Annotated in this window: 21 protein-coding genes; 15 read left to right on the top strand and 6 right to left on the bottom strand. The window is 61.3% G+C overall.

Translation table 11 applies throughout. The features are described from left to right. The 3 genes from ARUE_RS12325 (at window position 1) to pdxS (ending at window position 2,395) form a co-directional block, all read left to right on the top strand. Window positions 1–594 carry an HIT family protein gene (locus tag ARUE_RS12325; RefSeq protein ID WP_011774990.1) on the top strand — a complete coding sequence of 198 codons (594 nt, stop codon included), beginning with the start codon at window positions 1–3 and terminating at the stop codon, window positions 592–594. Beyond that, window positions 584–1,213, top strand: coding sequence for a phosphatidylinositol phosphate synthase (gene pgsA / locus ARUE_RS12320; protein WP_043470332.1), 630 nt, complete (start codon window positions 584–586; stop codon window positions 1,211–1,213). The genes ARUE_RS12325 and pgsA overlap by 11 nt, the downstream gene beginning before the upstream one ends. A 255-nt stretch (window positions 1,214–1,468) precedes the next feature. After that, a complete protein-coding gene (gene pdxS, locus ARUE_RS12315; protein WP_014921993.1) occupies window positions 1,469–2,395 on the top strand; it encodes a pyridoxal 5'-phosphate synthase lyase subunit PdxS in 927 nt (308 codons plus the stop codon). Window positions 2,396–2,593: 198 nt separating this feature from the next. On the opposite strand, the gene ARUE_RS12310 is transcribed toward pdxS, so the two are convergent. Beyond that, window positions 2,594–4,606, bottom strand: a complete 2,013-nt coding sequence (locus tag ARUE_RS12310) for a M3 family metallopeptidase (RefSeq protein ID WP_014921992.1) — start codon at window positions 4,604–4,606, stop codon at window positions 2,594–2,596. A gap of 73 nt (window positions 4,607–4,679) precedes the next feature. Here ARUE_RS12310 and ARUE_RS12305 point away from each other — a divergent pair, with 73 nt between their 5' ends. After that, window positions 4,680–5,945: a CapA family protein gene (locus tag ARUE_RS12305; RefSeq protein WP_014921991.1), complete on the top strand. Its 1,266-nt coding sequence runs from the start codon at window positions 4,680–4,682 to the stop codon at window positions 5,943–5,945. 3 nt (window positions 5,946–5,948) lie between these two features. Here ARUE_RS12305 and ARUE_RS12300 read toward each other — a convergent pair whose 3' ends face one another. Next, window positions 5,949–6,707 carry a type 1 glutamine amidotransferase gene (locus tag ARUE_RS12300; protein WP_011774986.1) on the bottom strand — a complete coding sequence of 253 codons (759 nt, stop codon included), beginning with the start codon at window positions 6,705–6,707 and terminating at the stop codon, window positions 5,949–5,951. Next, the gene (locus tag ARUE_RS12295; RefSeq protein ID WP_043470329.1) at window positions 6,704–8,035 is read right to left on the bottom strand and encodes a Mur ligase family protein; all 1,332 of its coding nucleotides are present in this window, start codon (window positions 8,033–8,035) and stop codon (window positions 6,704–6,706) included. Before ARUE_RS12295 ends, ARUE_RS12300 begins: the two co-directional genes overlap by 4 nt. Window positions 8,036–8,137: 102 nt before the next feature. Between ARUE_RS12295 and pdxT the strand changes: the two genes are divergently transcribed. From pdxT to ARUE_RS12250, 9 genes are all read left to right on the top strand, one after another. Then, window positions 8,138–8,839, top strand: a complete 702-nt coding sequence (gene pdxT, locus ARUE_RS12290; protein ID WP_014921990.1) for a pyridoxal 5'-phosphate synthase glutaminase subunit PdxT — start codon at window positions 8,138–8,140, stop codon at window positions 8,837–8,839. Window positions 8,840–8,842: 3 nt separating this feature from the next. After that, window positions 8,843–9,598 (top strand): YebC/PmpR family DNA-binding transcriptional regulator, encoded by a 756-nt coding sequence (locus tag ARUE_RS12285; RefSeq protein ID WP_011774983.1) that lies wholly within the window; start codon window positions 8,843–8,845, stop codon window positions 9,596–9,598. Between the two features lie 46 nt (window positions 9,599–9,644). Next, window positions 9,645–10,214: a crossover junction endodeoxyribonuclease RuvC gene (ruvC, locus tag ARUE_RS12280; RefSeq protein WP_011774982.1), complete on the top strand. Its 570-nt coding sequence runs from the start codon at window positions 9,645–9,647 to the stop codon at window positions 10,212–10,214. A 102-nt stretch (window positions 10,215–10,316) separates the two neighbouring features. Then, window positions 10,317–10,961 carry a Holliday junction branch migration protein RuvA gene (gene ruvA / locus ARUE_RS12275; RefSeq protein ID WP_014921988.1) on the top strand — a complete coding sequence of 215 codons (645 nt, stop codon included), beginning with the start codon at window positions 10,317–10,319 and terminating at the stop codon, window positions 10,959–10,961. Further along, window positions 10,954–12,030 carry a Holliday junction branch migration DNA helicase RuvB gene (gene ruvB / locus ARUE_RS12270; RefSeq protein WP_014921987.1) on the top strand — a complete coding sequence of 359 codons (1,077 nt, stop codon included), beginning with the start codon at window positions 10,954–10,956 and terminating at the stop codon, window positions 12,028–12,030. The genes ruvA and ruvB overlap by 8 nt, the downstream gene beginning before the upstream one ends. Before the next feature lie 143 nt (window positions 12,031–12,173). Further along, window positions 12,174–12,557: a preprotein translocase subunit YajC gene (gene yajC, locus ARUE_RS12265; protein WP_024816850.1), complete on the top strand. Its 384-nt coding sequence runs from the start codon at window positions 12,174–12,176 to the stop codon at window positions 12,555–12,557. A 114-nt stretch (window positions 12,558–12,671) separates the two neighbouring features. Further along, window positions 12,672–14,423 (top strand): protein translocase subunit SecD, encoded by a 1,752-nt coding sequence (gene secD / locus ARUE_RS12260; protein ID WP_011774978.1) that lies wholly within the window; start codon window positions 12,672–12,674, stop codon window positions 14,421–14,423. Continuing rightward, window positions 14,423–15,412, top strand: coding sequence for a protein translocase subunit SecF (gene secF / locus ARUE_RS12255; protein WP_014921986.1), 990 nt, complete (start codon window positions 14,423–14,425; stop codon window positions 15,410–15,412). The genes secD and secF overlap by 1 nt, the downstream gene beginning before the upstream one ends. A gap of 162 nt (window positions 15,413–15,574) precedes the next feature. Further along, entirely contained in the window at window positions 15,575–17,968 is a 2,394-nt protein-coding gene (locus ARUE_RS12250) for a RelA/SpoT family protein (protein WP_014921985.1), read from the top strand. A 65-nt stretch (window positions 17,969–18,033) separates the two neighbouring features. On the opposite strand, the gene ARUE_RS12245 is transcribed toward ARUE_RS12250, so the two are convergent. The 3 genes from ARUE_RS12245 to ARUE_RS12235 form a co-directional block, all read right to left on the bottom strand. After that, window positions 18,034–18,612: a hypothetical protein gene (locus tag ARUE_RS12245; protein ID WP_014921984.1), complete on the bottom strand. Its 579-nt coding sequence runs from the start codon at window positions 18,610–18,612 to the stop codon at window positions 18,034–18,036. A 103-nt stretch (window positions 18,613–18,715) separates the two neighbouring features. Then, a complete protein-coding gene (locus tag ARUE_RS12240) occupies window positions 18,716–20,257 on the bottom strand; it encodes a DUF349 domain-containing protein (RefSeq protein ID WP_011774975.1) in 1,542 nt (513 codons plus the stop codon). 66 nt (window positions 20,258–20,323) lie between these two features. Continuing rightward, window positions 20,324–21,118: a peptidylprolyl isomerase gene (locus tag ARUE_RS12235; RefSeq protein WP_187329878.1), complete on the bottom strand. Its 795-nt coding sequence runs from the start codon at window positions 21,116–21,118 to the stop codon at window positions 20,324–20,326. A 208-nt stretch (window positions 21,119–21,326) separates the two neighbouring features. On the opposite strand from ARUE_RS12235, the gene hisS reads away from it, so the two are divergent. Together hisS and aspS are read left to right on the top strand one after the other, a co-directional pair. Next, entirely contained in the window at window positions 21,327–22,676 is a 1,350-nt protein-coding gene (hisS, locus tag ARUE_RS12230; RefSeq protein ID WP_014921982.1) for a histidine--tRNA ligase, read from the top strand. Between the two features lie 110 nt (window positions 22,677–22,786). Beyond that, window positions 22,787–24,580, top strand: a complete 1,794-nt coding sequence (aspS, locus tag ARUE_RS12225) for an aspartate--tRNA ligase (protein WP_187329877.1) — start codon at window positions 22,787–22,789, stop codon at window positions 24,578–24,580. Window positions 24,581–24,612 lie beyond the last annotated feature (32 nt).

The following is a 24,612-nucleotide window of genomic DNA, read 5'->3' as shown; positions in this document are numbered from 1 at the left end:
GTGCAGGAGAACACAGGCGCGGCAGCTGACCTTCCGAGCGATGCCGACGTCACCGATGACTTCGGATTGGCAGGCGTACCGGACGCGTTTCAGCGCCTGTGGACTCCGCACCGTATGGCCTACATCAAGGGCGGGCAGGATCAATTCAAGAACAAGGACGACTGCCCGTTCTGTGTAGGACCCACACGCTCAGATGAGGAATCCCTCATCGTCTATCGGGGACGGACCTGCTATGTGGTCCTTAACCTGTTCCCGTACAACCCAGGTCATTTGTTGATCTGCCCCTACCGGCACGTTCCCGACTACACGGACATCACAGTGGAGGAAACGGCCGAGTTCGCCGATCTCACCCAGACGGCAATGCGGGTGCTGCGGAAAGTTTCCAATCCGAGCGGCTTTAATCTGGGCATGAACCAGGGCGTGACCGGTGGTGCCGGTATTGCAGCGCATCTCCATCAGCACGTGGTTCCGCGCTGGGGCGGGGATGGAAACTTCTTCCCGATCATCGCCCAGACCAAGGCCATCACGCAGACACTCGATGAGGTCCGCAAGCTTGTGGCCGAAGCCTGGCCGGGGGAGTCGAATGCTCAATAGGCATGCGCGCGGCTTTTTCACTTCACTCTTTACTCCTCTAGCGCGATGGCTGCTGAGGATCGGTGTGTCTCCTGACGCCGTGACCATTGCAGGGACCGCAGGCGTGATATTGGGCGGACTCGTCCTCTACCCGTTGGGCTTTTTGTGGTGGGGTTCGGTTGTGGTCGCCTTCTTCGCATTTTCAGATGTCGTAGACGGAATCATGGCGAGGCTTCAGGGGCGCAGCGGCGGCTGGGGCAATTTCCTGGATTCCACTTTGGACCGGCTTGCCGATGGTGCGATATTTGCCGGCCTGACTATCTGGTTTTTCACCGGAGGTGAGGATCCGGCGATAGGTTCTGCAGCAGTCATCTGCCTGGTTCTTGGAATGGTTGTTTCCTACGCCCGGGCCAAAGCGGAGTCCTTGGGCTACCAAGCGAGCGTCGGGATCGCAGAGCGTGCAGAGCGCTTGGCGTCCGTGCTGCTCGTCACGGGGCTCACGGGATTGGGTCTGCCGCCGGTTGTATTGTTCGGGACCCTGATCCTCCTTGCCTTGGCAAGTGTGGTGACGATCGTCCAACGGATGACCGCCGTTCGCCGACAGGCCATGGCCGAAGCCGATGGAACTGCTGCAGCATAAACGCCGTGGGTCAACGCTTGCCGGGGGAACTGGTTGGCAAACCAAAATCGTTCCTCTCCGGTTGTGCACCTGTCCTACCAGAGCCCGCTTTATTGCCCTTCGAGGCAGTAATGAATGTACTGCCACCATGCAAGGTGCGACTACTATTACTAGTACTTGGTCACCTTGACCTGAAACCCGGTGTGCGCTGATTGCGGTCGTGTGGCTGCGCGCGCCTCCGGCAAAACGGTCGTTTATCTACCCATAGGGGTTTTTGTGTCTACACCAGATGTAAGCAACGAAGCCGGTTCGTCCGCGAACAGCGTCACGGGCAGCAACCGCGTTAAGCGGGGCATGGCGGAGATGCTCAAGGGCGGCGTCATCATGGACGTCGTTAACGTCGAGCAGGCCCGCATCGCCGAGGATGCCGGTGCCGTGGCTGTCATGGCACTCGAGCGTGTCCCGGCCGATATCCGCGCCCAGGGCGGCGTGTCCCGCATGTCCGATCCCGACATGATCGATGCGATCATCGCCGCCGTGTCCATCCCGGTCATGGCCAAGGCCCGCATCGGCCACTTCGTCGAAGCCCAGGTCCTGCAGTCCCTCGGTGTTGACTACATCGACGAGTCCGAGGTCCTGACCCCGGCGGACTACATCAACCACATCGACAAGTGGAACTTCACCGTCCCGTTCGTCTGTGGTGCCACCAACCTCGGTGAGGCTTTGCGCCGTATCAACGAAGGCGCGGCGATGATCCGTTCCAAGGGCGAAGCCGGTACCGGCGATGTTTCCAACGCCACGGGCCATATGCGCAAGATCCGTTCGGAGATCGCCAAGCTCGCTGCCCTGCCCGAGGACGAGCTGTACGTTGCGGCCAAAGAGCTGCAGGCCCCGTACGAGCTGGTCAAGGAAGTTGCCGCCACCGGCAAGCTCCCCGTGGTCCTGTTCACCGCCGGTGGCATCGCCACCCCGGCTGATGCTGCCATGATGATGCAGCTCGGCGCCGACGGTGTATTCGTTGGCTCCGGTATCTTCAAGTCCGGCAACCCCGCAGAGCGCGCCGCCGCCGTCGTGAAGGCCACCACGTTCCACGATGATCCCGATGTCATCGCCAAGGTCTCTCGCGGCCTGGGCGAAGCCATGGTGGGCATCAACGTCGACGATATCCCGCAGCCCCACCGCCTCGCAGAGCGCGGCTGGTAAGCCGCACTTAAGTCTCGGACAGCGGCAATCCTCTGCGTGCTATTCCCCGCGCCCCGTTGGCAGCTAAGTAGCTGCTCAGGGCGCGGGGCCCCTTTTACGCACACTGCCGGATCGCCCCTGCCCTCAGCTTGAGGTGCTTGAGGTTATGAACGACGCCGGACGGTCGCCTTATGAGGTGAGCGTCCGGCGTCGTTGTGTTTAGTTGAGGCCGCGGCGCTTTAGCAGGGGTTCCAGCTCGGCGTCATGGCCTCGGAATGAGCGGAAGGATTCCAGCGGATCGCGGCTGTTACCCCTCGATAGCAGCTCGGATCTGAACCGGTCCCCGTTGGAGCGGGTAAGGCCGCCGTTTTCCTTGAACCATTCCACAGTGTCGGCGTCCAGCACCTCGCTCCAGATATAGGAGTAGTAGCCCGCTGCGTAACCCGAACCGGCGAAGATGTGTTGGAAATACCCCGTGCGGTACCTCGGCGGGATCAGCGGGTGCGTGATTGCCGCATCAGCCAGCGCCTTGGCTTCGAACGCGAGAACGTCCTCCGGGACTTCGGACTCGGACAGCACGTGCCACGCCACGTCAAGGAGCGCCGCCCCGAGATATTCGGTAGTTGCGAACCCTTCTCCCCACAACAATGACTCATTGAGTTTGTCCACGGTGTCCTGGGGGAGTGCCTCCCCCGTGGAGTAATGGCGTGCATAGTTGGCCAGGACCTCGGGCCACATGATCCACATTTCGTTGACCTGGGACGGATATTCCACGAAGTCGCGCGGTACGGACGTTCCGGAGAACCGTGGATAGGTGACATCGGAAAAGAGCCCGTGCAACGCGTGGCCGAATTCGTGGAAAACGGTACGGACCTCGTCCAAGGACAGCAATGTAGGCTCGCCGGGAGCCGGCTTGGTGATGTTGAGGTTGTTGATGACCACGGACTGGGTTCCCAGCAGGCTGGACTGTTCCACGAGGGAATTCATCCAGGCACCTCCGCGCTTTGACTCCCGGGTGTAGTAGTCGCCCAAGAAGAGGCCGAGGCCGCTGCCGTCTTGATCACGGACTTCCCAGACACGGACATCCGGGTGATAGCCTTCAAGGTCTTCCCGCTCACTGAAGGTAACCCCGTACAGCTTGGTCGCCGCATGGAAGACCCCGTCGTTGAGTACGGTTTCAAGGCTGAAGTAAGGCCGGAGTGCTTGCTCGTCCACCTCGAACTTCTCCTGGCGGACCCGGGCTGAGTAGTACGCCCAATCCCACGGCTCAAGTTGGTGGCCGGCGGATTCGGCCAAGGCTTGTGCTTCCGACTCAGCGTTGCTCAGGGCAGCCCGAGCGAGCCGGCCCAGCATCGCCTGTACTTCGCTGAAACCTGGCGCAGTCTGCTGGTCCACTACCAGCTCAGCGAAGTTGGCAAACCCCAAAAGTGTGGCTTTCTCGGCCCGCAAACGTGCAGTAGCTTTCACCAGGTCGCGGACATCCAAGGTGCCGCCATCGGCGCCGCGAGCCAGGGACGCTTCATACAGGCGACGGCGGATGGTTCGGTTCTCCAGTGACGCCAAGGCGGGTTGGTTGCTGGGTAGGATCAGCGTCAGTAGGTACTTGCCATCATGCCCGGCAAGCTTTGCAGCTTCTGCAGCGGCGGAAACCATTTCGGGCTGCAGCCCGGTCAGATCTTCGGCGTCGTCAAGGAGCAGGGCGGCGGACTTCATGCCTTCCTTGACGCGCTGGCCAAACTCGGTGCCCAAGCGGGACAGCTCCGCGTTGACTTCACGCAAGCGGTGCTGCCCGGCGTCATCGAGCTGAATTCCGGACTGTCGGAACTCCTTGAGGTACTCCTCCACCAATCGGGAGGCTTCCGCATCCAGGCCGATGGTTTCTATGGCGGCAAACCGCTCGAAGAGCGCGCGGTTCATATAGACAGCATCCTGATGTGCTGAGAACTTGGGTGACAACTTTGTCTCAAGCGCTTTGATGGCCTCTGAAGCATCCGCGGAAACGAGAGTGAAGAACGCTGCCGCAGCCCTGTTGAGGAGAAGTCCGGACCGCTCCATGGCCAAGGCTGTGTTCTCCAAGGTGGCGGGCTCCGGGTTGTCCGCGATCCGCGAAATTTCCTGGAGATGCGAAGCCAAGCCCACCTCTACGGCCTCGGCGTAGTGCTCTGCTGAAATGCCGGCGAAGGGCGGAAGCCCGTAAGGCAGCGGGCTGGAACTCAAGAGTGGATTGGTCATGAAGCGACTCTTTCACGTAAGAATCGTGTCCTCAAGAGCGGCACGCCCTGTTCCTCCGGGCTTCCGCCGTAGGATGAAAGTCATGGGCAAAATCACATTTTCCGCGGCCTGGTACCGTCCTCAGAAGGCGGCACTCGTGCTGGGCGCGATGGCGCTCACCCTGTCCTTGAACGCCTGCGGTGTCATTTCCGAAACTGAAAACTCGAACCGCAGCAGCGCCGCTTCGGCCCCGGTAACGGAAACCCCGGCTCCAACGCGTACACCTGCGCCAAACCCGACTCCGGGCAGGGGGCCCGCTTGCCCGGAATTACGCTGCACCTCCATCACGGTGACAGGCGACATGCTGGTTCACACCCAGCTCTGGCAACAAGCTAGAGCTGACGCCGCGGCGGCAGGTCTTCCCGGCTACACATTCGTCCCACTTCTTGAAGGACAGCGTCGCTACATTCGCAACAGCGACCTCGCCATTTGCCACCAAGAAACGCCCGTTGCTTCTCCGGAAGGGCCGTTCTCTGCCTACCCGTCCTTCAACGTGCCGCCGCAAATCATCACTGCTTCCAAGGACGTCGGCTACCAGGCCTGCACTACAGCGAGCAACCACACCATTGACCGCGGGACCGAAGGTTTGCTCCGGACACTGGATGCTTTGGATGCAGCGGGCCTGAAGCACACGGGGTCCTACCGCACGGAAGCGGAGTCCAAGGAAATACTGATGCTCCAAACGGACGCAGCCAAGGTGGCCGTCATCATTGGAACGTATGGCCACAATGGGCAAATCCCGGAATACCCGTGGCTGGTGGACGAGCTGGACCCGGCGGCCATGATCGCGAAGGCGACCCAGGCGAAGGCACTTGGGGCTGACATTGTCCTTGGCGTCATGCATGCCGGGGACGAGTACGCCAGCGAAGCCAATGCCCAGCAGCAGGAGGTTGCTCACGCGTTGGTGGACAGCGGACAGTTCACCATGATCTACGGACACCACACCCACTCGGTGCTGCCTATCGAGAATTACAAAGGCACGTGGATCGTGTATGGGCTGGGCAACGGCGTCACTGAATTGTCACCGTGGTACGTCGCCAATAACGAAGGGCTGCTCGTCAGGGCACAGTTCAGCCAAAACGCTGCAGGTACTTGGGCTGCTTCGGATCTCGCCTGGGCTCCATCAGTCATCGTTCGCGATCCCTATCGCTGGTGCTCGGTAGCCAGCGACGCACCCCAGGGAGTCTGCGCTACACCTGCGGCCGACGCTGAGACCTACCAGCGAACCAAAGCGGTGGTTGAGTCCATGGGCGCAGCAACTGCAGGCGCACACGAACTACTGATCACCAAGGAAAAGTAACTTCTACCTCGGCCGGCGGGCGGCGTGTTCCCGCGCAAGGCGCGCGTAACCGTCGTCGGGCCTTCCAGGCACGAAAGTACCGAATTTACGTTCGGCCGCCGTGCGGATCAGGAAGTCCGCAATGGCCGGGTTCTTCGGCAGCAATGAACCGTGAAGGTAGCTCGCTACAACGTTGTTGTAGCGGGCGCCCTCATGCCCGTCTTTGCTGTTGTTGCCCGCGCCCTTGGTGACAGTGCCGAGAGGCTCGACGCCGGGACCCAGGGTAGTTTGCCCGCTGTGGTTCTCGTAGCCCAGGATGTCGCCAAATTCGGCAGACTTCATGGTCACGTTGCCGATGAGTCGCTCGTCGGTTCCGTGGGTTTCGACGTCAAGGATGCCAATACCGGGAATGACGGGCCCTGTGCTGGTCTTGAAGAACTTGCCGAAAAGTTGATACAGCCCACAAATCACCAGCATGGGGGCACCTTCGTCGGCGAGCTGCTTCAGCTGTCCGGCGCGCGCCTGGAGGTCGTCCTGGATGACCAATTGGCCGCTGTCCTGCCCGCCGCCGCCCACAATGATGTCCACGTCGTCGGGGAAGTCGTCGCCCACGTTGTACTCAAGCAACTCCGGGGTGTAGCCATGCCACTTAATCCGTTGCTTAAGGACCAGGGCGTTGCCCCAGTCACCGTAGATGTTCATTTCCCGCGGGTAGAGCTGGAGAACGCGGATGGTGCCCTTGCTGGGCTGTGAGTCAGGCGTGGGTTGTGCTTCCGAGGTCATGAGACCACCTCAACTATGGTGATTTTGGCCAGTTCACGGCGAATGGCGAGCATGGAGGTGTACGTGCAGAAGATGCGTTTGGGCTTGCCCCGCGAGCCGTCTATGAAAGCCCGAAGAGCTGCGGTGATGTCAGGTTCCACGACTCCGAAGTGCACGTCGTCGTACTGGAGGCGCAGCGCCATATCGTAGGCGCGGACACCGGTGAGGACCTCAACGCCGTCTTCCCGCAGGGAATCGAACTCAACGTCCCAAAGCCAGGACATGTCCCTGCCGTCGGCGTAGTTGTCGTTGATGGCAATCATGGTGGCGTACCCACCGGCAGGGAAGGACTTCAGTCCGAGACGGAACCCGCTGGGGTTCTTCACGAGAACCAGCTCCAAGGGCTGTCCATCCACCGTGAGGCTTTCACCGCGGCCGAACGCGGGAGCAACTTCTCCCAAAGATTTCACGAGTTTGGGCGTGTCAACGGGGCCGGTTCCCAGGATGGCCCGCGCCAGCGACAATGCCGCCGCAGCATTGAAGATGTTGTAGACGCCGCGCAGTTTCATGGTTGTGGTGACGGTTTCGCCGTCGAACTCAAAGTCAGCGTCCTGGGCACCTACCCGGCGAAGTACGACGTCGGCAGCCGGCAGGTCTACGTCGTCACCGGTTTCTGCGGCAACCGAGGTTCCTGACGGGGAAGGGCCGATCGCCGTGGTGCGCATCTCGTCGTCGTTGGGAAAAGTGCTGCGCAACGATTCGTCGAGACCGAAGTACCTGATCTCGGGGTGGTGTACGGCGTCCAAGGTGTTGAGGGCGTTGGCAATCCGGGCGACACGGGGGTCCTCCCGGTTGAGGACCACCGTGTCAGTGGTCTTGGAGGCGATGTGCTCCAGCAAACGGGCGGTCTTGTCGATTTCACCGAAGCGGTCCAATTGGTCGCGCAGGACATTCAACAGGAGGCTGAAGCGGGGCTCCACTTTATTGACGAAGTGCACGGCGTGGGCCTCGTCAAGTTCCAGAATGGCGATGTCCGCGTCGAGGCGTCCACGCCAATCCACGTCGCCTAAGAGTGAGGCGGCTACGCCCCGGGTGAAGTTGCTGCCGCTGCGGTTGGTGAAGACCTTCAAGCCTTGGCTCTCAAGGAGTTCAACCACCATCTTGGTGGTAGTGGTTTTACCGTTGGTGCCGCTGACCACGGCTACGCCAAGGGGGAGCGACGCCAGCGTTCGCTGCATGAAGCCGGGGTCGATTTTCTCGACTACCAAGCCGGGGAAAGCTGAGCCTCCACCCCGGAGCCGGGACAGTGTGCGGACCAGCTTGCCGAGGGGGACGCTGAAGGAAAGCATGCTCTGTAATATATCCCAGTCAGGGCATGGAACCCTGACTGCCGGTAATGCCTGGTGGCCGCAAACGGCGTAACGGAAGGCTTGGGCCACTATGATGGTCGAATGACCAACCCCCTTTCCGACGCTTCGTCACGCGTGGGTTCAGGACTCCGGATCGGCGTGCTGGCTCTCCAGGGCGACTTCCGCGAGCATATCCACGCTGTGGAGGCCGCTGGTGCCACCGGCGTGGGTATCCGCCGCCCGTCAGAGCTCGACGACATCGACGGCCTGATTATTCCAGGCGGCGAATCCACCACCATTGACAAACTCTCCCGGATCTTCGAAGTCCGTGACCCCCTTCAAAAGCGCATCGCGGAGGGACTTCCCGTCTACGGCTCCTGCGCCGGCATGATCCTGTTGGCCGATGAAATTGCGGACCCGGCTACGGACCTGGACGGAAATCCCCAGCAGACTTTTGGCGGATTGGATATTACTGTCCGCCGAAATGCCTTTGGACGCCAACGCGAGTCCTTCGAAACCGACCTCGATTTCAAGGGGTTGGATTTCAGTGCGGGGGAGTCCGGTGTGGATCCCGTTCACGCAGTATTCATCCGCGGCCCCTGGGTGGAACGCGTAGGTCCAGGCGTCGAAGTCCTTGCCCAGGTTGACCCCGACCACGCCAGCCACACGGCTACTTTGCATGGAGTGGCTAGAATTGTTGCAGTGCGTTCCGGCCAATTGCTGGCCACCTCCTTCCATCCGGAAGTGACGGGAGAGAAACGCGTGCATGAACTCTTTATTCGAATGATCAGAGGAGAAGCGTAAAGCATGTCAGGCCACTCCAAATGGGCGACCACCAAGCACAAGAAAGCCATCATTGACGGCAGGCGTGCAAAGTCGTTCGCGAAACTGATCAAGAACATCGAAGTTGCTGCCCGCATGGGTGGCCCGGACCTCGCCGGCAACCCAGGCCTGGAACTCGCCGTCACCAAGGCCAAGAAAACCTCGGTTCCCAATGACAACATCGACCGTGCCATCAAGCGTGGGGCAGGCCTCACCGGCGAAGTGGTGGACTACACCGAAATCATGTACGAGGCCCGCGGTCCGCAGGGCTCGGCTTTGTTGATTGAATGTTTGACCGACAACAAGAACCGTGCTGCTTCCGAGGTACGCCTGGCAATCTCCCGCAACGGTGGCACCATCGCCGATCCCGGTTCCGTGAGCTACCTCTTCGCCCGGAAGGGCGTTGTGGTGCTGCCCAAGAACGGCCTCAGCGAAGACGACATTCTGATGGCGGTCCTGGAGGCTGGAGCCGAGGAAGTCAAGGACAGCGGCGAAAACTGGGAGATTCACTCCGAGCCCTCCGATCTTCAGGCCATCCGCGACGCCCTGAAAGAAGCGGGTATCGACTACGAAACCGATGAAGCCGAATTCGTTCCGTCCATGCAGGTGGACCTGGACGTTGACGGTGCCAAGAAGTTCATGAAGCTCGTGGATGCGCTGGAAGACCTGGACGATGTCCAGAACGTCTACAGCAACGCGGACCTCAGCGAGGAAGTGCAGGCTGCCCTCGACTCCGAGTAGTCGGGTGCAGCGCAGTTACTTTGACAGCTAACAGGAAGGCCCGGAATTGACTCTTCGCGTATTGGGAGTCGATCCGGGCCTTACCCGTTGCGGCATCGGTGTTGTGGACATCGAGAAAAACCGCAGGGCCACCATGGTGGCCGTGGGTGTGGTTGGCACGTCGGCGGAACTCACGCTGGACAAACGATTGCTGGTCATCGCCCAGGCAATTGATGAGTGGCTCGACCGTCACGAGCCGGATGTCGTCGCCGTCGAACGCGTTTTTTCGCAGATGAACGTGAGCACGGTAATGGGTGTGGCCCAAGCCTCAGGCGTCGTCATCGCTGCGGCCGCACGCCGTGGCATCCCCGTCGCGTTGCACACACCGTCGGAGGTCAAAGCCGCGGTAACCGGCAGCGGCACGGCCAACAAGGATGCCGTAACCAAGCTGGTGACCAAGATTTTGCGCCTGGATGCTCCACCCAAGCCCGCTGACGCGGCGGACGCCCTCGCATTGGCACTAACGCACGCCTGGCGTGCAGGCAGCGGAATGGGCGCCGCATCCGGCAACAGTTCCCTGACGCCGGCGCAGAAGGCCTGGGCCGACGCCGAAGCAAAAGCGCGCCGCAAACGGTGATTGTCGGCTGCTCTTGCTAGGGTATTCGTAAATATGTTCGGATAGTCCGCTTTGGCCGCAATATTACGGCGACGGAGCAGGCAGTATTTCAGGAGCCGGGTCTTGATCAGTTTTCTCCGTGGAACCGTAGCCCACGTTGGTTTGTCCACCGCTGTTATCGACCTCAACGGTGCGGGTATGAGTGTCTATGCCACACCGCAGACCTTGAGCCACCTCAAGACCGGAAGTGAAGCCAAACTCTTCACCTCCATGATCGTCCGGGAAGACTCCCTCACGTTGTTCGGTTTCGCGGACGACGACGAACGCGAAGTCTTCGACGTCCTCCTCAGCGTCAGCGGGGTTGGCCCGCGGCTTGCCCTCGCCGTTCTTGCCGTGCATGAACCCGAAGCTATCCGGGTTGCTGCACACACCGGCGACAGCAAGACATTCACCAAGGTGCCGGGTATTGGTCCGAAGGTGGCCGGCCGTATCGTCCTGGAACTGGCCGGGAAGTTGGTCCCGCACGGAACCAGCACCGGCACTGCTCCCGCCGCAGCCCCGAACGCCGAATGGAAGCCTCAGGTAGTCGCCGCCATGACCAGCTTGGGATGGTCAGAGAAGGACGCCAACGGCAGCATCGACAAAGCCATGGCTGATTCGCCGGAACTCGTGGACGCCGGAAACGTGGCCCAGATACTTCGCGCTACGCTGCGCTGGCTTGGCCAGGACGGGGCGCGCGCAGGAAACCGCGTAGGCAGCCGTGGCTGAGCCATCACTCGTCAGCGGGGGAGAAGAACCGGAAGAGCGGGTCATCGAGGCCGCTCTCCGTCCCAAGAACCTGCACGATTTTGTGGGACAGCACCGGGTCCGCAAGCAGCTTGCTTTGGTGCTTGAGGCCTCAAAGATGCGAGGCCGCAGCGCCGACCACGTGTTGATGTCCGGGCCTCCAGGACTCGGCAAGACCACGCTTGCCATGATCATCGCGACCGAAATGAACGCACCACTGCGTATCAGCAGCGGACCTGCCATCCAGCACGCCGGAGATCTCGCAGCCATCCTTTCCTCGCTCTCGGAGGGCGAGGTCCTGTTCCTTGACGAAATCCACCGCATGTCCAGGCCCGCAGAAGAAATGCTGTACATGGCCATGGAGGACTTCCGTGTGGACATCGTGGTGGGCAAGGGAGCGGGCGCAACTGCCATTCCCTTGGAGCTGCCGCCCTTCACCCTGGTGGGCGCCACCACCCGCGCAGGTCTTCTTCCGGGGCCTCTGAGGGACCGATTCGGTTTCACCGGGCACCTTGAGTTCTATTCGGTGGCCGAACTCGAGCTTGTCCTCCGGCGCTCGGCAGGGCTCCTGGACCTGAAGGTGAACTCTGCAGGCTTTACGGAGATTGCGGGCCGTTCCCGGGGAACACCCCGCATAGCCAACAGGCTCCTCCGCCGGGTTCGCGACTGGGCCCTCGTTCACGGCATTGAGCAAATCGACGCCCGTTCGGCGTCAGCAGCCTTGGATATGTACGAAGTAGACGAGCGGGGCTTGGACAGGCTGGACCGGTCCGTTCTGGAAGCCCTGATTACCAAGTTCAACGGTGGTCCCGTCGGCTTGTCCACCTTGGCCATTGCCGTGGGTGAGGAACCCGAAACGGTGGAGACCGTAGCTGAGCCTTTCTTGGTCCGCGAGGGACTTTTGGGAAGAACGCCGCGGGGTCGCATCGCCATGGCGTCCGCTTGGACGCACCTGGGCTATGCAGTCCCGGCAGGAGTCTTCGGCCAAGAGACGCTTGCCCTGTTCGGTGAGGACGAAAACCACGCCGAAAGCGTAGATACTGTCGGTTAACACGCTGTGTTCAGCTTTTCCCACTAGACTGGTATGACGCTCGGCACGTTCGAGTCCTTGATCCATGCCCGCTACGGGGATCTGCCAGGGACGTTGCCGTGAACCAAAACGTAAGTACAGAACGGAACTTCCCTGTGGATCCAATGACCATATTGCTGTTCGTCATGCTTGGACTCTTTGTCTTCATGATGTTCCGCCGCAACAAGAAGACCCAGCAGCAGCAGGCTGAAATGCAGTCCAAGTTCGCTCCGGGTGTCGACGTCATGACCAGCTTCGGTCTCTTTGGCCGCATCGTGTCCATCGACGAAGCTGAGAACAAGGTTGTCATCGAGCTTTCGCCGGGCAACCAGGCTACGGTTCACCGCCAGGCAGTCACCAAGGTGGTCGAAACCACCCCCGAAGAAGCGCCGGTTGTTCCGGACGACGCTTCTTCCCTGACCGCCGCGCAGACTGAAGCTCCTGCCGCCGTCGAGACCCCGGAAGAAACCATCGCGCGCCTCAACAAAGAGGACAAGAAGGACAACTAGCACCGTTAGTCGCGGCGACACCGCGCAAGGCAACTTCTACGGCAGCGGAGAGCCGCCGGCAGACGCTCACAAGCGTCGGCCGGCGGCTGTCCGGCGATAACAGGAAGATCGATAATGGCACGGACCGGCCCCAAAAACTCAGCCCGCAGGGTGCTGACCTGGCTTGGAGCAATTTTCGTTGTACTAACAGCTGTCCTGGCTGGTGGAGTAGTAACTGGCAATGCCAGTTGGGCTCCCAAGCTTGCTCTGGACCTTGAAGGCGGAACCCAGATGATCCTGGCCCCCAGGGTGGAGGGTTCCAGCGAGATCAATGAAGAGCAGCTCAACCAGGCAGTTGCCATCATCCGGCAGCGAGTTGACGGCTCGGGTGTTGCCGAAGCCGAAATCAGCACCCAGTCGGGCCGCAACGTGGTGGTCAGCCTTCCGGGAACACCTTCCAAGGAAACCCGCGACCTGATTCAGGCTTCTGCCGACATGAACTTCCGGCCGGTGATCACCTACGGTGACCCGGCGGCTGTCCCGGCCGAGCAGCGCACTCCGGATGACCAGCTGCCCAAGCCCACCGCGGAGCCGGCCAACGCCAGCGACATCAACTGGGTAACGGCGGATATCGTCAAGGAATTCGAGGCGCTGGACTGCGTGAATCCCTCCCCGGAGAAGCGCGAGCGTTCGGATCCTGCCAAGCCGTTGGTAACCTGCGAGGCAGCCACCGCCCAGACTCCCGCGATCAAGTACATCCTTGGTCCGGTGGAAGTCAGGGGCCAGGACATCAGTGATTCCACCTTCTCCCAGGTCCAGGGCGCACAGGGCTCCGTGACCAATTCCTGGGGTGTGAACATCGTCTTCAACGCGGATGCAACGGCGAAGTTCAAGGCAGTCACAGAGCGGCTCAACCAGTTCTATGCTGCAGCACAATTGCAGGGTTCTGATGATCCCAAGTCCCAGTTCGCGATCGTCCTTGACGACAAAGTAATTTCGGCGCCGCGCGCCCTTGCTGTCATCACCGATGGAAAGCCGCAGATCACGGGCAACTTCACCCAGGCTTCCGCCAAGGCCCTGTCTGACCAGTTGCGCTACGGCGCCTTGCCCATCAGCTTCGAGATCCAATCGCAGGAGCAGATCTCTGCCACCCTGGGTGGCGACCAGCTTCGCCTTGGTCTGCTCGCAGGCATGATCGGTTTGTTGCTGGTAGTTGTGTACTCGCTGTTCCAGTACCGTGCCTTGGGTCTTGTCACCATCGCTTCCCTTGTGGTGGCGGGTGTCTTGACCTATCTGGCCATCGCCATCCTTGGATGGACGGAAAACTATCGTCTCTCCCTGGCAGGCGTAGCAGGTCTGATCGTGGCCATTGGCCAGACTGCGGACTCTTTCATTGTCTACTTCGAACGCATCAGGGATGAGCTGCGCGAGGGCCGTGGACTCGTTTCCGCGGTGGAGAATGGATGGAAGCGCGCCAAGCGAACGGTGCTGGCTTCCAAGGCGGTCAATCTCTTGGCCGCAGTTGTCCTCTACTTCGTGGCTGTGGGCAACGTCCGTGGCTTCGCGTTCACGCTCGGCTTGACGGCAGTTGCCGACCTCATTGTGGTGTTCATGTTTACGCACCCCACGCTGCAGCTCCTGGCGCGCACTAAGTTCTTCGGCGAAGGTCACAGGTTCTCCGGGCTTTCCCCTGACCGTTTGGGCGCAGTTCCCCTGTACCGGGGGGCGGGGCGCCTCCGTACGCCTGAGGAAAAGCCTGCCGTGGTTCGCGCACGCAACACCGGTGCCGCAGCCGAAGCCGAACGACGCATGACCATCGCCGAGAGGCGCCTTGCCGAGAAGGGCCAGCTCACTGGTACTTCCAACGGCACCAAGGAGGAGAAGTAATGACGACGAGCTTCGCAACCTTCGGCCATGAGCTCTACACGGGCAAGCGCTCATACAACTTCGTAAATTCGAAGAAGATTTGGTTCATCATTGCGGCCGTCGCCGTAGCCCTCTCTATCCTCATCCCGGTGGCCAAGGGTGGTTTCAACCTTGGCATTGAGTTCCGTGGCGGCTCGGAGTTCACCGTTTCCAACGTGAGCACCACCGACGCGAGCCTCGGCGAAAAGGCCGTGCACGACGTCGTTCCCGGCGCCATTCCGCGCGTCGCGAACGTTGCCGGCAACACCATGCGGATCCAGACGGACCAGTTGACCGACGACGAGACGAACCGCATCAAGGACGGCCTCACCAGCGCCTACGGAGTCACGGAAAACGAAGTGACCTCCAACTTCGTGGGTCCCACCTGGGGCCAGGATGTCACCCGACAGGCGCTCATCGGCTTGGTGGTGTTCGTTGGTTTGGCGGCTGTCTTGATGGCCCTGTACTTCAGGACCTGGAAGATGTCGTTGTCGGCGTTGGTGGGCATGCTGGTCACCATGTTTATTACAGCGGGCATCTACGCCCTCAGTGACTTCGAAGTCACGCCGTCGGCGATTATCGGATTCCTGACGGTCCTCAGCTACTCGCTGTACGACACCGTGGTGGTGTTCGACAAGATTCGTGAAAACACGGCGGATATCACCACGTCCACCCGCCGCACGTTCGGTGAAGAAGTCAACCTGGCGATCAACCAAACTCTGGTCCGCTCCATCAACACCATGATGGTGGCCGTCCTCCCGGTAGCAGCAATCCTGTTTATCGGTGCAGGCCTCCTGGGCGCTGGCACGCTGCGGGACCTTTCCCTGGCGTTGTTCGTGGGCATCATCATTGGTACGGCTGCCACGATCTTCATTGCGGCGCCTCTGTACGCGTGGCTGCGCCAAGGTGAGCCGGAACTCGTGAAGCAAGCCAAAAAGGTTGCGCACCGCAGGACTGAAGCCACAGTCTAGGGCCTGTTCAACCCCGTTGTTTCGCCGGAAGCCGGCCTCCGCATCAGTGCGGAGGCCGGCTTCTTGACTTGCTTGAGTCATTGTCATGTGCTGCCCGGTTGCAGAAGCATTCACCTGCGGGAATAGACTGGGAGAATTAAATCGGTTGTGAGGGGTACTTCTGTGGAAGAACGTGCGACGTCGGCACCACCGGCGGGCGGGGATGACGGCCGCAAGGCTGTGGCAGTTCCGGCAACGAGTGTGCCGGGACGGACTGCAGCTGCGGTGCCGGTTGATTCTCCCGGCGTGCGTCCCACCTTCCCGGGACGGCGGGAACGCACACGTTCACGCCTGGCCCGCCTGACCGGACGGGGCATCGCCCCCTACTCGCCCATCCTGGAACCCCTGCTGCGGACCGTCCGGGCGAACAATCCCAAAGAGGACTTCGATCTGATCCAACGCGCTTTCGCGGTGGCGGAGCAGAGCCACCAGGGACAAAAGCGCAAGAGCGGTGATCCGTACATCACCCACCCGGTGGCCGTGGCCACCATCCTGGCTGAGCTCGGCATGACCGGGACAACCCTGGCGGCAGCGTTGCTTCACGACACCGTGGAGGACACCCCGTACACGCTGGCTGACCTGACGCGCGACTTCGGCCCTGAAGTTGCCATGTTGGTGGACGGCGTCACCAAGCTGGATAAAGTCAGTTTTGGTGAGGCTGCCCAGTCGGAAACCGTCCGCAAGATGGTCGTCGCGATGGCCAAGGACATCCGTGTCCTGATGATCAAGCTGGCGGACCGTCTCCACAATGCACGCACCTGGCGATTCGTTTCCGCGGAGTCGTCATCGCGCAAGGCCCGCGAAACACTGGAGATCTTCGCACCCCTGGCCCATCGCCTGGGCATGAATACCATCAAGTGGGAATTGGAAGATCTTTCCTTCGCTGCGCTGTACCCCAAGGTGTATGAGGAAATCGTACGCATGGTGGGAGACCGGACGCCGGAGCGGGAAAAGAGCCTCAGCGTCATCCGTAACCAGATAGCGGATGACTTGCGGACGGCACGCATCAAGGCGACCATCACGGGCCGTCCGAAGCACTACTACTCGATTTACCAGAAGATGATCGTCCGGGATAAGGACTTCGACGACATCAACGACCTCATGGGTGTGCGCGTCCTGGTGGATTCTGTGCGTGACTGTTACGCGGCCCTCGGGACGCTGCATTCGCGGTGGAACCCCCTTCCGGGACGGTTCAAGGATTACATCGCCATGCCCAAGTTCAACATGTACCAATCACTGCACACCACCGTGATTGGGCCCGGCGGCAAGCCCGTGGAGATCCAGATCCGTACCCACGAGATGCATCGTCGGGCAGAGTATGGCGTGGCAGCGCACTGGAAGTACAAAGACCAGCCCAACCGGACCGCGCAAGGACCGGGCAGCCCGCGCGACGGCGACATGGGCTGGCTGCGGTCGCTGGTGGACTGGCAGCAGGAGACCTCCGATCCCGGAGAGTTCCTGGATTCGCTTCGATATGAGATTAATGCCCGGGAAGTTTTCGTTTTCACCCCCAAGGGTGAAGTCATGGCCCTTCCAGCAGGATCAACACCTGTGGACTTCGCGTATGCCGTGCACACGGAGGTTGGCCACCGAACCATCGGTGCCCGAGTCAACGGCAAGTTGGTTCCGCTTAACAGCGAACTCAATCATGGCGACTGGGTGGAGATCTTCACGTCTAAGGCGGAAGGCGCCGGTCCCAGCCAGGATTGGCAGCACTTCGTCAAGTCGGCACGTGCTCGCAATAAGATCCGCCAATGGTTCACCAAGGAACGCCGCGAGGAAGCCATTGAGCGTGGCAAGGACATGCTGACCCGCGCCATGCGGAAGCAGAACCTGCCTCTGCAGCGCTTGATGACGCACGATGCTCTGTCCGCTGTGGCCGAGGACTTCCACTATGTAGACATCTCCGGGCTTTACGCAGGTGTGGGTGACGGGCACACGTCAGCTCAGTCCGTCATGGAAAAGCTCGTTGAGCATTTGGGCGGCCATGAAACGCCGGACGAAGACCTCGACGAAGTTAGTATTCCCACTCAGGTTGCGAAGTCGAAGTTCTCGGACTCAGGCGTCATCGTGCGAGGCGTGGGCGATGTGTGGGTGAAGCTGGCCCGCTGTTGCACGCCGGTGCCCCCGGACCCCATCCTGGGCTTCGTCACGCGTGGTTCAGGAGTTTCAGTCCACCGGACTGACTGCACGAATGTTTCCGGTCTGCGCGACCAGCCGGACAGAATCGTCGAAGTTGAATGGGCACCCACCCAGTCGAGTGTTTTCCTGGTGGAGATTCAGGTTGAAGCGTTGGACCGGAAGTCTCTTCTGTCCGATGTGACCCGCATCTTGTCCGAGAACCACGTGAACATCCTCGCCGCGTCGGTTCACACCTCGAGCGACAGGGTGGCGATCTCGAAGTTTGCCTTTGAGATGGGAGATCCGAAGTACCTGCACCACGTCTTGAACGCTGTACGACGCATTGACGGTGTCTTTGACGTTTATCGCACTACTGGTAACCGCCGCCGCAGCTAGCCCGGCTTCGGCTGGGCTGGCCGTGTCCCGGCTGGGCCGGCCGGGGCACTATCGGGCCAGTCTCGCTAAGGTTGCCAAGGCACGTTTTTATGGGGGACTCGGGGGGCCGCCTCAACAGCCAGAGTCAGCAGACGGAGCCGGATGCCAAGCTCTTCGCGGTCCAGAAGACGCCTCAACGCCGGCAGAGCGCGATCGGCTTCGACGTGGAGGGCGATGTCGGCCGCGGTTCGGAGTGGGCTGCTCACCAGCATTCCTCCGAGGCTGACGACGTCCATTTGACCCAGACGGACCTCATGGAGACTGCAGGCCGTGGTTCCCCGCAAACTGGAGATGCGATGTTTTACATCAACCAGCAGTGACAGGTGGTCTGGTGGATTCGCGCAACCGTAGATCCACGCTGCTGTGAGCCGTCCCGCGACCACTTTGGTTCGGATTCGTTCCGGGACGGTCAGGGCCGCTGCGCGGGCCCTCAGGCGGTGGGTGACAGCTACGCCCGGGGAGGCGTAACTCTTGCCGTACAGGGGCAGCAGGATGCCATCGAACGCCATGCTCTGCAGTTCGTTCCAAGTGAAGATGCGGCTGGGGGAGTAGAGCTCGGATATGACAGGCTCCAGCAAGTGCGGGGCGTTTACAGTGGGGACCATTCATTGATCATTCCGCGCGGCTGCCCTACGAGTACAGGCTCCGTTCCGGTTATGTGGATAACCGGAACGGAGCCTGCAGGATAGTCCCTAAGCTCAGAATCCTCTACGCGAGGTCACTGGCGGAGCGCTGGATCTGGTCAAGCCATGCCTGACGTGCTTCCAGAGCTTCGCGGGCGGCCTTGATGCGGCGCTGGTCGCCTGCCTTCTCGGCCTTCTCCAGATCTTCTTTGAGGCCTGCAATAGCGGATTCGAGTTGTGACAACGCGCTGTTGGTGCGGGCCTTGGTTTCCGGATTGCTCCGGCGCCACTTCTCTTCCTCAGCTTCACGGACCGCGTCTTCCACCTTGCGAAGGCCGGCTTCAATCCGGCCCATGTCCGCGCGGGGAACCTTGCCGGCATCTTCCCAACGGTCCCTGATGGACTGGAGGGCTTTCTTGGCGGCATTGAGATCGTTGATGGGGAGGAGCGCCTGCGCCTCAGCCACCAGCTGTTCCTTGACGGCCAGGTTCGCAGTGTATTCCTGGTCGATCTGGTCGTTGGCGGCCTGGCGGTTGCTGAAGAAGACGTCCTGAGCGGCGCGGAACCGGCCCCAGAGAGCGTCATCATCCTTGCGGCTTGCACGCGGAGTGGTCTTCCACTGGTCCATCAGCCTGCGGTACTCGCCGGCAGCGAATCCCCAGTCGGTAGACGTGGAAAGAGCCTCGGCCTCCGCAATCAAGGCCTCCTTGGCGGACTTTGCAGCGGAGTTGTTGCTGTCCAGCTGCGAGAAGTAAGCACGGCGGTGACGATCGAATACCGTCCGCGCTGAACGGAAGCGCTTCCACAGGGCGTCTTCGTTACTGCGGCCGAGCCTGACCCCGCTCTTCTGCGCGGCCTTCCACGTTTCAAACAACTCGTTCATGCGTGCGCTTGAGGTTTTCCACTGGATCTGCGCGGGGTCTTGGCCGGCAATGGTCTCAGCTTCGGCAACTATTGCTTCGCGGGCCGCGAGTTCGTTGGCGCGAATCGCGTCATGGGCAGCTTTCTCGGACTTTTCCAGTTCAACGATCTGCGCTGACAGGGCGTCCAAGCGAGCCTCAGCAGCACGGATGTCACCCACCATGTTGCGCTCAGCGAGCTGCTCACGCAGGTGAGTTACTGTCTTCTGCATGTCCGTGGCAGGAGCCTTGGATTCCACACGGTGTTCCAGGAGAACCACCTGAGCGATGACGTCGTCGAACTTGCGCGCGAAGTAGCCAAGGGCCTCGTCGGTGCTGACGCCCGGGTACTGACCAACAGCGATCTCTTCGCCGTCAAGCGTCAGGAAGACGTGGCCGTCACCTTCAGCGCGTCCCCACTTGGCCGCCTCGGCGAGCGAGGCAGCGGACACCGCCGGGGCAGCAGGAACGACGGCGGCGGGAGCCTTGGGGCGGGCCGCGAAGGCTGCGGGTGAGGGTGCTGCGGACGGCGTGGGCCGGGGAGCGGGCGGTGTTGCGGGCTCCGTGGCCGGCGCTTCCTCCGTTGTTTCCTCGGCAGCCGGAGCTGTTTCATTGGCCGGAGCAGCCTCTACGGGAGCTGGTGCCTCGGTACCGTTGGTGCCGGTTGCCTCGACTGCTTCTTCGTTGGCCACTACTGCTGTTTCGTCGGATTTCTGACTGTCTGTCACCGCTAAAAGTCTTTCGCTTGGAGGGAACTGCTCAGGTAATGCACCGCAGGCCGGGCCTGGAGCTGGTTACTTCAGAGAAAACGAGTCTATCGTGACAGGTGCCACAGGGGCGCCGTCGCTGGCATTATCGCCGGGTTTAAGGCCTGCTGCGGCGATCTTGGTGACGACGTCCAGCCCGCTGGTCACCTTGCCCACCACGGTGTATCCGCCGGCGGTATCCGCCGGAATGGTGGTGTCCTTGTAGACGATGAAGAACTGGTGGCCGTTGCCGTAGGCATTGTTCCCTGTGCGGGCCACCGCAATCGTCCCGGCGGGGTACTTGTTGTCCGCAGGCGTATTTTCCAGCGGCCCCCACCTGTAATCGGGGTCGTCTGCGCCGTCTTCGGACTTGGCGCCGCATTGGAGAAGTCCGAAAGTCTCTGACGTGGTCAATCGATGGCAGAACGCACCGTTGTAATAGCTTGCGTCGCTGAGGGACTTGAGCACGGCGGCGGCCTGCGGTGCCGCGGTCCCGTTCAGTTCCACGCCCACAACGCCGCTGTTCAATGCGAGCTCGCCTGTGAAGGTTTTTCCAGCGGCCGGGTCCGGGCTGGGTACGTCGGCGCTGTTGGAAGCTGCCGGAGAGGCGGAAGGCGAACTGAGCCCTGCCTCAGCGGCGGCGACCTCCGCCTCGGTGGGGTTGGAACTGAAGACCGTCAGCTGCAGTACGACGGCCAGGACAACTGCCACGGCAGCTGCACTCACGGCAAGGGTGTTATCACGTTTGCGTCGCTTGCCCTGTTCCTGCCGCAGGGCACGCTTGGCTTCCATCTGCCTGATGCGCCGTTTCGCTTCGCGGTCATCCCGCGATCTTGTTGCCAAGAGTCCTCCTGATTGTGTCCACTTTCGATGGCTGCCGACAGGAACCGGGCATGCTGCATTAGATGTGCACGCGCGGAAAGCATAAACTGGCTGCCGCACATAGTTTATGCATGACCGGCTGGACGCCCGCCCTGTAAACGCCGAAAGGGTGTTTAAAGCTGCGGTGCGATGCCAGAGCGTCAGCTTTCTTCGAGGAGACTTTTCCACCATGGCACGTACCGCCTCCCTGTCCGGATTCCCCGAGTGGCTTCCCCAGGAGCGGTTGGTGGAGCTCCATGTGCTGGATACGCTCCGGAAGACGTTTGAACTGCACGGCTTTTCTTCCATAGAGACCCGGGCGGTTGAAACAGTGGGCCAGTTGCTCCGCAAAGGCGAGATCGACAAAGAGGTCTATGGCCTGAGCAGGCTCCAGGATGATGAAGGCGAGGCTGCGAAATCGGACAAGGCCGATCCCAACGCCCTGGCCCTCCACTTCGACCTGACCGTTCCCTTCGCCCGCTACGTGGTGGAAAACGCCGGTTACCTGGCCTTTCCCTTCCGCCGGTACCAGATCCAGAAAGTCTGGCGTGGCGAGCGGCCGCAGGAAGGCCGTGCGCGTGAGTTCACCCAGGCTGACATCGATATTGTGGGCGACGGCGAACTTCCGTTCCGTTACGACGTCGAAATCGCGTTGGTCATTGCTGAGGCCCTCAGCGCCCTGCCGATCCCGGATTTCCGGCTCCGGATCAACAACCGCAAGCTGGCTGAAGGCTTCTACCGCGGCATCGGCCTGACGGACACGGCAGGGGTACTGCGCAGCATCGACAAACTGGAAAAGATCGGCGCCGCGAAGGTGGCCGAGCTTTTGAAGAGTGAGCTCGGTGCCACTGACGAACAAGCCGGTCTAGCCCTTGAACTGGCCACGATCCGTACGGAAGACACCTCATTCGTGGATCACGTCCGCGCGCTCGGAGTGAAGGACGATCTCCTCGACGAGGGCCTGAACGAACTTGAGCAGGTCATTCAGGCTGCAGTTCAGCGCGCTCCCGGTAAGGTCGTTGCGGACCTGAGCATCGCCCGCGGTCTGGACTACTACACGGGAACTGTTGTGGAGACGGTGCTTGTGGGCCACGAGCAGCTGGGTTCCATTTGCTCAGGCGGCCGCTACGACGCACTGGCGAGCAAGGGCAACCGTAGGTTCCCCGGCGTCGGCCTTTCCATCGGGGTGACGCGCCTTGTCTCCCGTATCCTCAGCCAGGAACTTGTTAAAGCGTCGCGTTCCGTGCCCACGGCTGTGCTGGTGGCCCTGAACTCGGATGACAGCTGGTCAGCGGCGCAGGACATTGCAGCCCAGTTGCGGGGCAGGGGGATTGCCACGGAAGTTGCTGCCAAGGCCGAGAAGTTCGGTAAGCAGATCAAGTTCGCGGACCGTCGCGGCATTCCTTTCGTGTGGTTCACCGATGACGACGGCAAGCATCAGGTCAAGGACATCCGCTCAGGCGAACAGATTGACGCCGACCCCGCCAGCTGGACGCCCGATGAAGAGGATTTGTACGTCCGCATCACCACCGCCGGCTAGGACCCAAGGATTGTTCCGTCCTCGTGGCGGGAGCCGTGGCCGGGACGGGTAAACTCGGACGGGATCGTCCTTGCAACGATCCCTCTATATTTCATGCTGAAAGGAATGCTGTGCTGCGCACACATGACCTCGGATCACTTCGCTCCGAGCACATTGGACAAACCGTTACCCTGGCCGGCTGGGTGGGGCGCCGCCGTGATCACGGTGGCGTTGCATTCGTTGACCTGCGTGATGCGTCCGGTGTAGCCCAGGTGGTTGTCCGTGAGGAAGAGGTCTTCCACGGCCTGCGGAACGAGTACGTCCTGCAGGTGACAGGTACTGTCAACAAGCGTCCTGAAGGCAATGAGAACCCGGCGTTGGCTACGGGTGAGATCGAGGTCATGGCGGACAAGGTGGTCATTCTCAACACCTCCGAACCCCTGCCGTTCCAGATCGACGAGCACGTGGAAGTTGGCGAGGAAGCCCGGCTCAAGCACCGTTACCTGGACCTCCGCCGCCCTGGTCCCGCGCGCAACATGCGTCTGCGCTCGGAGGCAAACCGTGTGGCACGCGAACTTCTGCACCAGCGTGGCTACGTGGAAATCGAGACCCCCACGCTGACGCGGTCGACGCCGGAAGGCGCCCGTGACTTCGTTGTCCCGGCACGTCTTGCTCCGGGTTCCTGGTATGCGCTGCCGCAGTCGCCGCAGCTTTTCAAGCAGCTGCTCCAGGTGGGCGGCTTTGAAAAGTACTACCAAATTGCCCGCTGCTACCGCGACGAGGACTTCCGCGCGGACCGCCAGCCGGAATTCACGCAGCTGGACATCGAAGCCAGCTTCGTGGACCAGGACGACGTCATCGAACTCGGCGAGGCAATCGTCAAGGCATTGTGGCAGTTGATCGACGTGGAGATTCCCACGCCGATCCGCCGCATGACGTACCTGGATGCCATGGCCAAGTACGGCTCGGACAAGCCAGATCTGCGTTTCGGCGTTGAACTGACCGAGCTCACCGAGTTCTTCAAGGACACCAACTTCGGTGTCTTCAAGGCGCCGTATGTCGGCGCCGTGGTGATGCCCGGTGGTGCTTCCCAGCCGCGGCGCACCTTGGACGGTTGGCAGGAATTTGCCAAGCAGCGCGGTCACAAGGGTCTCGCCTACGTCCTCTTCAAGGAAGACGGCGAATTGGCTGGCCCGGTAGCCAAGAACCTTACCGATGCCGAGCGCGAAGGTCTGGCGGACGCCGTTGGCGCCAAGCCCGGCGATTGCATCTTCTTCGCCGCCGGCGAGAAGTCCGCAGCCCGCGCCCTGCTCGGTGCTGCCCGCGTTGAAATCGGGCACCGCACAGGGCTGATCGATCCGAAGGACTGGGCTTTCGTCTGGATCGTGGACGCTCCCATGTTCGAGCCCGCCGCCGCGGCTGTCGCCTCCGGTGATGTTGCAGTGGGCGCAGGACAGTGGACAGCTGTGCACCACGCCTTTACCTCGCCCAAGCCTGAGTTCCTGGACACCTTTGATAAGGACCCGGAGTCCGCGCTCTCCTACGCCTACGACATCGTTTGCAACGGCAACGAGATCGGCGGCGGTTCCATCCGTATCCATGAGCGCGAAGTGCAGGAGCGCGTCTTCCAGCTCATGGGCCTGGACAAGGAAGACGCTGAAACCAAGTTTGGCTTCCTCCTGGAAGGCTTCAAGTACGGCGCACCTCCGCACGGTGGAATGGCCTTGGGCTGGGACCGTGTGGTTGCTTTGCTCGCGGGCGTCGAGTCCATCCGCGACGTCATTGCTTTCCCGAAGTCGGGCAACGGCTACGACCCCCTGACTGCTGCGCCGGCACCGATCACACCGCAGCAGCGCAAGGAAGCGGGCGTCGACTTCAAACCGGAGTCCAAGCCCGCAGCCAAGCCGGACACGAAGTCCGAGTAAGCGGTAGCCAAAGGCTCTCCACCACGGTGGGG

It is taken from the genome of Arthrobacter sp. Rue61a (assembly GCF_000294695.2).
GTDB classification, from domain to species: domain Bacteria; phylum Actinomycetota; class Actinomycetes; order Actinomycetales; family Micrococcaceae; genus Arthrobacter; species Arthrobacter aurescens_A.
The sequence above is the reverse complement of the archived record's forward strand: the minus strand, read 5'-3'. Positions and strand labels throughout refer to the sequence as shown.